Source organism: Allofournierella sp., assembly GCF_017889395.1.
Lineage (GTDB): Bacteria > Bacillota > Clostridia > Oscillospirales > Ruminococcaceae > Allofournierella.
In genome coordinates this window covers 1-5,561 of sequence record NZ_JAGHKE010000146.1, presented here as the reverse complement: position 1 = coordinate 5,561, position 5,561 = coordinate 1, and the positions used below count along the sequence as shown (strand labels likewise).

The 5,561-nt window shown below is 61.4% G+C and carries 6 protein-coding genes; 3 read left to right on the top strand and 3 right to left on the bottom strand.

From position 1 onward, the window contains the following. Window positions 1–142: 142 nt before the first annotated feature. Together proS and acpP are read right to left on the bottom strand one after the other, a co-directional pair. On the bottom strand, window positions 143–1,582 hold the full coding sequence (gene proS, locus J7G73_RS12845) for a proline--tRNA ligase (RefSeq protein WP_291246552.1): 1,440 nt from the start codon (window positions 1,580–1,582) through the stop codon (window positions 143–145). Between the two features lie 109 nt (window positions 1,583–1,691). Continuing rightward, complete coding sequence (acpP, locus tag J7G73_RS12840) at window positions 1,692–1,922, bottom strand: acyl carrier protein (RefSeq protein ID WP_058964107.1); 231 nt, start codon at window positions 1,920–1,922, stop codon at window positions 1,692–1,694. A gap of 278 nt (window positions 1,923–2,200) precedes the next feature. Between acpP and dapF the strand changes: the two genes are divergently transcribed. From dapF to J7G73_RS12825, 3 genes are all read left to right on the top strand, one after another. Beyond that, on the top strand, window positions 2,201–3,031 hold the full coding sequence (dapF, locus tag J7G73_RS12835; RefSeq protein ID WP_087294024.1) for a diaminopimelate epimerase: 831 nt from the start codon (window positions 2,201–2,203) through the stop codon (window positions 3,029–3,031). A 167-nt stretch (window positions 3,032–3,198) separates the two neighbouring features. Continuing rightward, window positions 3,199–3,603 carry a pyridoxamine 5'-phosphate oxidase family protein gene (locus tag J7G73_RS12830; RefSeq protein ID WP_087294022.1) on the top strand — a complete coding sequence of 135 codons (405 nt, stop codon included), beginning with the start codon at window positions 3,199–3,201 and terminating at the stop codon, window positions 3,601–3,603. A gap of 357 nt (window positions 3,604–3,960) precedes the next feature. Continuing rightward, entirely contained in the window at window positions 3,961–4,527 is a 567-nt protein-coding gene (locus J7G73_RS12825) for a 6-carboxytetrahydropterin synthase (protein ID WP_291246551.1), read from the top strand. Between the two features lie 310 nt (window positions 4,528–4,837). Here the strand turns inward: J7G73_RS12825 and J7G73_RS12820 are convergent. Further along, a partial coding sequence (locus tag J7G73_RS12820) for a M23 family metallopeptidase (protein ID WP_291246550.1) occupies window positions 4,838–5,561 on the bottom strand: 724 nt, incomplete at its 5' end.

Sequence of the window (5,561 nt, the reverse complement as noted above, 5' to 3'; positions counted from 1 at the left end):
TTGCACAAACGGGGCAAAACCCGGGGCGGGGAGAAGGAGAAAAATGCCCGCGTTTTTTGTGCAGAACAGAAAACCCGCCCCTTCGGAAGTGTCCGAGGGGGCGGGTTTGTTGTTGCAGAATATGGGCTGCAAAGGGCGCGGCTTAGTAAGCCTTGCCCCAGTAGACCATCAGGCTCGCGGGCTTGCCGCAGCAGGGGCAGACGTCGCTGAGCTTCTCCTGCTCGAAGGGCATGCAGCGGCTGGACAGGCCAACCTCTTCCTTCATCTTCTCCTCGCAGGCCAGGTCGCCGCACCACATGGTCTTGATGTAGCCGTTGTTCTTCTCGGCCAGCTCCTTGACCTCGTCCATGGTGGTGGCGGTCCAGGTGCGGTTCTCGCGGTTTTCCAGAGCGCGGTTGTAGATGTTCTGAGCCAGCTCATTCAGCAGGCGGGGGATCTCGGTCTCCAGATCATCCAGGCTTACGAAGTACTTCTCGCGGGTGTCGCGGCGCACCAGCACGCACTGGTTCTTCTCGATGTCCTTGGGGCCGATCTCCAGACGCAGGGGCACGCCCTTCATCTCCCACTGGCTGAACTTCCAGCCGGGAGAGTTATCGCTGTTGTCCAGCTTGACGTGGGCAAACTTGGAAACGCGGGCGGCCAGCTCCTCGGCCTTCTCGTTCACGCCGGGCTTGTGGGCGGCGATGGGCACGATGACCACCTGGAAGGGGGCGATGGCCGGGGGCAGGATCAGGCCCTCGTCGTCGCCGTGGGTCATGATGATGGCGCCGATCAGGCGGGTGGACACGCCCCAGCTGGTCTGATGGGGGTACTGCAGGGTGTTGTCACGACCGGCGAACTGCACGCCGAAGGCGCGGGAGAAGCCGTCGCCGAAGTAGTGGCTGGTGCCGCTCTGCAGGGCCTTGCCGTCGTGCATCATGGCTTCGATGGTGTAGGTGGCCTCGGCACCGGCAAACTTCTCCTTGTCGGTCTTCTTGCCCTTCACCACGGGGATCATCAGGTAGTTCTCGCAGAAGTCCGCGTAGGTGTTCAGCTGCTGCTCGGTCTCCTCCATGGCCTCCTGAGCGGTCTCATGGATGGTGTGGCCCTCCTGCCACCAGAACTCACGGCTGCGCAGGAAGGGACGGGTGGTCTTCTCCCAGCGGACCACGCTGCACCACTGGTTGTACTTCATGGGCAGATCGCGCCAGGAGTGCAGCACATGGGCGAAGTGATCGCAGAACAGGGTCTCGCTGGTGGGACGCACGCACATGCGCTCCTCCAGCTTTTCGGCGCCGCCGTAGGTGACCCAGGCCACCTCGGGGGCAAAGCCCTCCACGTGGTCCTTCTCCTTTTGCAGAAGGCTTTCGGGGATGAAGATGGGCATGGCCACGTTCTCGTGACCGGTGGCCTTGAACATGCCGTCCAGAATGTGGGTGATGTTCTCCCAGATGGCGTAGCCGTAGGGGCGCAGGATCATGCAGCCCTTTACGGTGGAGTAGTCCACCAGCTCGGCCTTCAGGCATACGTCGGTGTACCACTGGGTAAAGTCCTCGTTGATGGGGGTGATGGCCTCCACCAGTTTCTTCTTCTGCTCGCTCATTTGCTTTTTCCTTCCTTACTCGTCGCCCCGGAAGCCCCGGGCAAAAATAAGCCCCCCAGGCGGGCCGGCCGGCCTGCCGGGGAGGCAGCATGATGTGATTGGGGTGGGATCAGGTGTTGTCTTCCACGTAGCGGACCACATCGCCCACGGTGTGCAGATTCTCGATCTCCTCGTCGGGGATCTCCACGCCGAACTCATCCTCCAGGCTCATGACCATATCGACCACGTCCAGGCTGTCGGCCTCGAAGTCCTCCAGGATGTTGCTGTCCATGGTGATCTTTTCCTCGTCGATGTCCAGCTGCTCCGCCAGAAGCTCACGGATGCGCTCGAAAGTATCCATATTCCAAAACTCTCCTTATTATATGCCCGGGTGCCGGGCTTGTTCAGGGCAGCGCCGCCTGAACCCATGGGGCATGAATCGTGCGGTGGTGCCTTTTGATTACTATACATTTTATAGCGTATCTGGGGAACCTTGTCAAGGGTTAAATCCTTAAAACAGGCCGGTGCAACCCGAAAAAACGGCCCGGCGGCAGGCTTCTTGTGCGCCGGGCCAAATCCGGCTATAATAAAAGCAGAATCAACGGGCCCCGGGCCCGAATGTGACAGGAGGGGATGGGCATGCGGCTGGAATTTACCAAGATGCATGGCTGCGGCAACGACTATATTTATCTGGATTGTTTGAAGGGCATGATCGACAATGCCCCCGAGCTGGCCCGGCTGCTCAGCCCCCGGCGGTTCTCGGTGGGGTCGGACGGGCTGATCTGCATCGCCCCCTCCCAGGTGGCCGACGCCACCATGCGCATGTTCAACGCCGACGGCAGCGAGAGCGCCATGTGCGGCAACGGCATCCGCTGCGTGGCCCAGTGGCTGTATGAGCACGGGGTGGCCGGGGAGGAGATGACCATCGAGACGCTGGCAGGCATCAAGCACCTTTCCCGCAAGGGCGAGGGCATCTGGCAGGTGGAGATGGGCACCGCCGAATTCGAGCCGGCTCTGGTGCCGGTGAAGGGCCTTGGACCGGACCCGGTGATCAACCGGGCCATTGCGGTGGAGGGCCAGCCCTGGCAGGTGACCGCCCTCTCCATGGGCAACCCCCATTGCGTGACGCTGGTGGAGGATGTGCAGGCGCTGGATCTGGAGCGCATCGGCCCCGGCTTCGAGAACCACCCGGCCTTCCCCGAGCATGTGAACGCCGAGTTCATCCAGGTGATGGGCAAGAACCATCTGGCCATGCGGGTGTGGGAGCGGGGCAGCGGCGAGACGCTGGCCTGCGGCACCGGGGCCTGCGCCTCGGCGGCCGCCGCGGTGATGCTGCGGCTGTGCGAGCCGGACACCGACATCGCCCTGGACCTGCCCGGCGGGCGGCTGACCATCCGGGTGAGCGAGGACTGGCAGATCCGGATGACCGGCCCGGCCAAGACCGTTTACACCGGCGTGGTGGAGGTGTGAGTGCCTTTATAAAAGGAACAGGCGAGAACATGTGTGCGGTGGTGCCGTAATAAATTTGTACTTGCACCCCGGGGGATGGATGCTATAATAGAAGAAAAGCGGCCTGAGCCGTGCGGCAAAGCCCCGGGAGGGGGCAGCGGACCAGGTACGCTGGGAGAGAGGGATTCATGATGGATGAATTGATGGAGCTGTTAAAGGCAAGACCCACGATGTATCTGGCCACCGTGGAGGGCTACTGCCCCCGTGTGCGCCCCGTGAACCACTATATGATTTACAAGGGCTACTTCTACCTGGCCCTGTGCAAGGACAAGGAAGCCTACAAGCAGCTGCTGGACAACACCAATCTGGAGCTGTGCGTGGCGCTGGGCGAGGAGAGCTTTCTGCGCATTCAGGGCACCGTGAACTTCGACCGCAGCCCCGAGACCTACGCGGCGGTGTACGAGGCCATGCCCGACCTGAAGGAGGCCTACAAGGCCGACAGCGGCAAGCATCTGGCCCTGATTTATCTGGACCACATCAGCGCGGTGCTGTTCGACCGGCAGGATGAGGGCAAGGTCCTGGCCAAGTTCTGATTTTCATACATATGCAAAACGAAGCGCCCGCGCCGGTTACAAACCTGTGCGGGCGCTTTTGTGTGCCTGCCCCCAATGAACAAAATTGAAACGAAATCCGCCGTTGTTTGGAACAAAACAGCGGCGGATTTTTTGTATAGAATGGCTTATTTTCAGAATTAGATCAAAATAATAGGAATTATTCTTGACAACAGGAGGAAAAGCGTGTATCATCTAATCAGGAAATGTTTCTGTTAATGCTTTTCTCCCAAGCGCCAAAGCCATGAAGGGGCCGAACAGGCGAGGCCGCATCCCCAGCGGCCGGGGCGAAAAGCTCCCCAAAACGCAAGCAATCAAAACAGTTAAGGAGGTTATTCCATGAGAAGTATCACCAAATTGGACCTGCAGTATGCCCACCGTTTTTATGGCTTTAAGGGCGAAGCCCAGTATCTGCACGGGCACACCGGCGTGTTGACCATCGAAGTGGAGGACACGGTGGAGCCCGGCGTGAACATGGTCTTCCCCTGCAACGAGATCCAGAAGACCGCCTGGGAGGTGCTGAAGAATTTTGACCACGCGCTGATCCTGCGTGAGGACGACCCCCTGCTGCCCGCAGTACTGAAGGTGTATGAGGAGCAGGGCATCCGGAACGGCGCGCCCCAGAACCAGATGAAGGGCCCCGCCTTCCAGACCGAGCTGGCCACCGCCTACCCGGAGTGCCGCCTGGTGGTGACCAAGGAGACCCTGACCGTGGAAGGCATGATCAAGATCGTCTACGACCTGCTGAAGGACAAGCTGAACATCGCCAAGATCACCTTCACCAGCGGCGTGAACGCAGCCAGCGCCGAGTTCGAGACCCGCAACCACATCGACCGCTGCCCCCTGTGCGGCATCGCCCTGAACGAGAAAGGCGTATGCCCCAAGTGCGGCTATAAAAAGTCCTGAATTGAGTCTGGCGAAAAGTTCGCCAGACTCCTGAGGGACACCAAACGCACCACCCGCGCAAGGCGCGGGGGATGCTTATTGGTTTCCCCCAGTACCCTTTTCCGGCGAAAAAACACCCGGTTTCGCGCACTTCGCACACGAAACCGGGTATTTTTTCTGTCAAGGTGTCAGGATTCCCGGTACATGCCCGTGAATCCTGACGTTTTTTGTGTCGCTCCATTATCAGAGCGAATGAATCGATAAGCTGAAGCCCCCGCCCCGGAATAACTTCCGGGGCGGGGGCGTTTGTGCGTTCAAAATGAAAATTCGGTCAGGGGGAGACATAGCCCAGCGGGTCCACCTTCACGCCGTTCTTGCGCACCTCAAAGTGCAGGTGGTTGCCGAAGGAGAAGCCGGTGTTGCCCACGCCGCCGATGGTCTGGCCCTTCTTCACCGTCTGCCCGGCGCTCACCGCCAGGCTGCCCTCGGTCATGTGGGCGTATACGGTGGAAATGCCGTCCGAGTGGTTGATGAGGGCCCAGTAGCCGTAGCTGTTGTTCCAGCCCGCCAGCAGTACGGTGCCGTCCGCCGCCGCCACGATGGGGGTGCCCTTGGGGGCGGGGATGTCGATGGCGTAATGGGGGCTGCCGTAGATCACCTCACCGAAATGGGTGGACAGCTTGGAGTAGCCGGGCAGCGGCCAGGTCATGGACAGGCCGGTGCTGGGCGCCTGGGTGGGCGCGGGTGTGGGCGCCGGGGTCGGGGCCGGAGTGGGTGCGGCCGTGGGGGCCGGTGTGGGCTGGCTTTCGCCGCCCTCGCTGCCCTCGCCGGTTTCACCGTTCTCGCCCGCCGGTGCCTGGGTGGCCTCCGGGGTGGGTTCCGGAGTCGGCTCGGGTGTGGGGACCGGGGTAGGCTCCGGCGTGGGGGCCGGGGTGGGAGTGGCCTGGGCCTCCGCCTTGGCCAGCGCGTCGGCGATCTGCTGCTCCAGCTGGGCCTCGGCGGCCTGCAGCTCCTCCTTGCGCATCTCGTACTCCGCCTCGTAGGCGATCTGCTCG

Excerpts from the sequence above, each read along its gene's own strand:
- proS (WP_291246552.1), bottom strand. The coding sequence starts at position 1,582 with ATGAGCGAGCAGAAGAAGAAACTGGTGGAGGCCATCACCCCCATCAAC.
- J7G73_RS12825 (WP_291246551.1), top strand. The coding sequence starts at position 3,961 with ATGAGAAGTATCACCAAATTGGACCTGCAGTATGCCCACCGTTTTTAT.
- J7G73_RS12830 (WP_087294022.1), top strand. The coding sequence starts at position 3,199 with ATGATGGATGAATTGATGGAGCTGTTAAAGGCAAGACCCACGATGTAT.
- dapF (WP_087294024.1), top strand. The coding sequence starts at position 2,201 with ATGCGGCTGGAATTTACCAAGATGCATGGCTGCGGCAACGACTATATT.
- acpP (WP_058964107.1), bottom strand. The coding sequence starts at position 1,922 with ATGGATACTTTCGAGCGCATCCGTGAGCTTCTGGCGGAGCAGCTGGAC.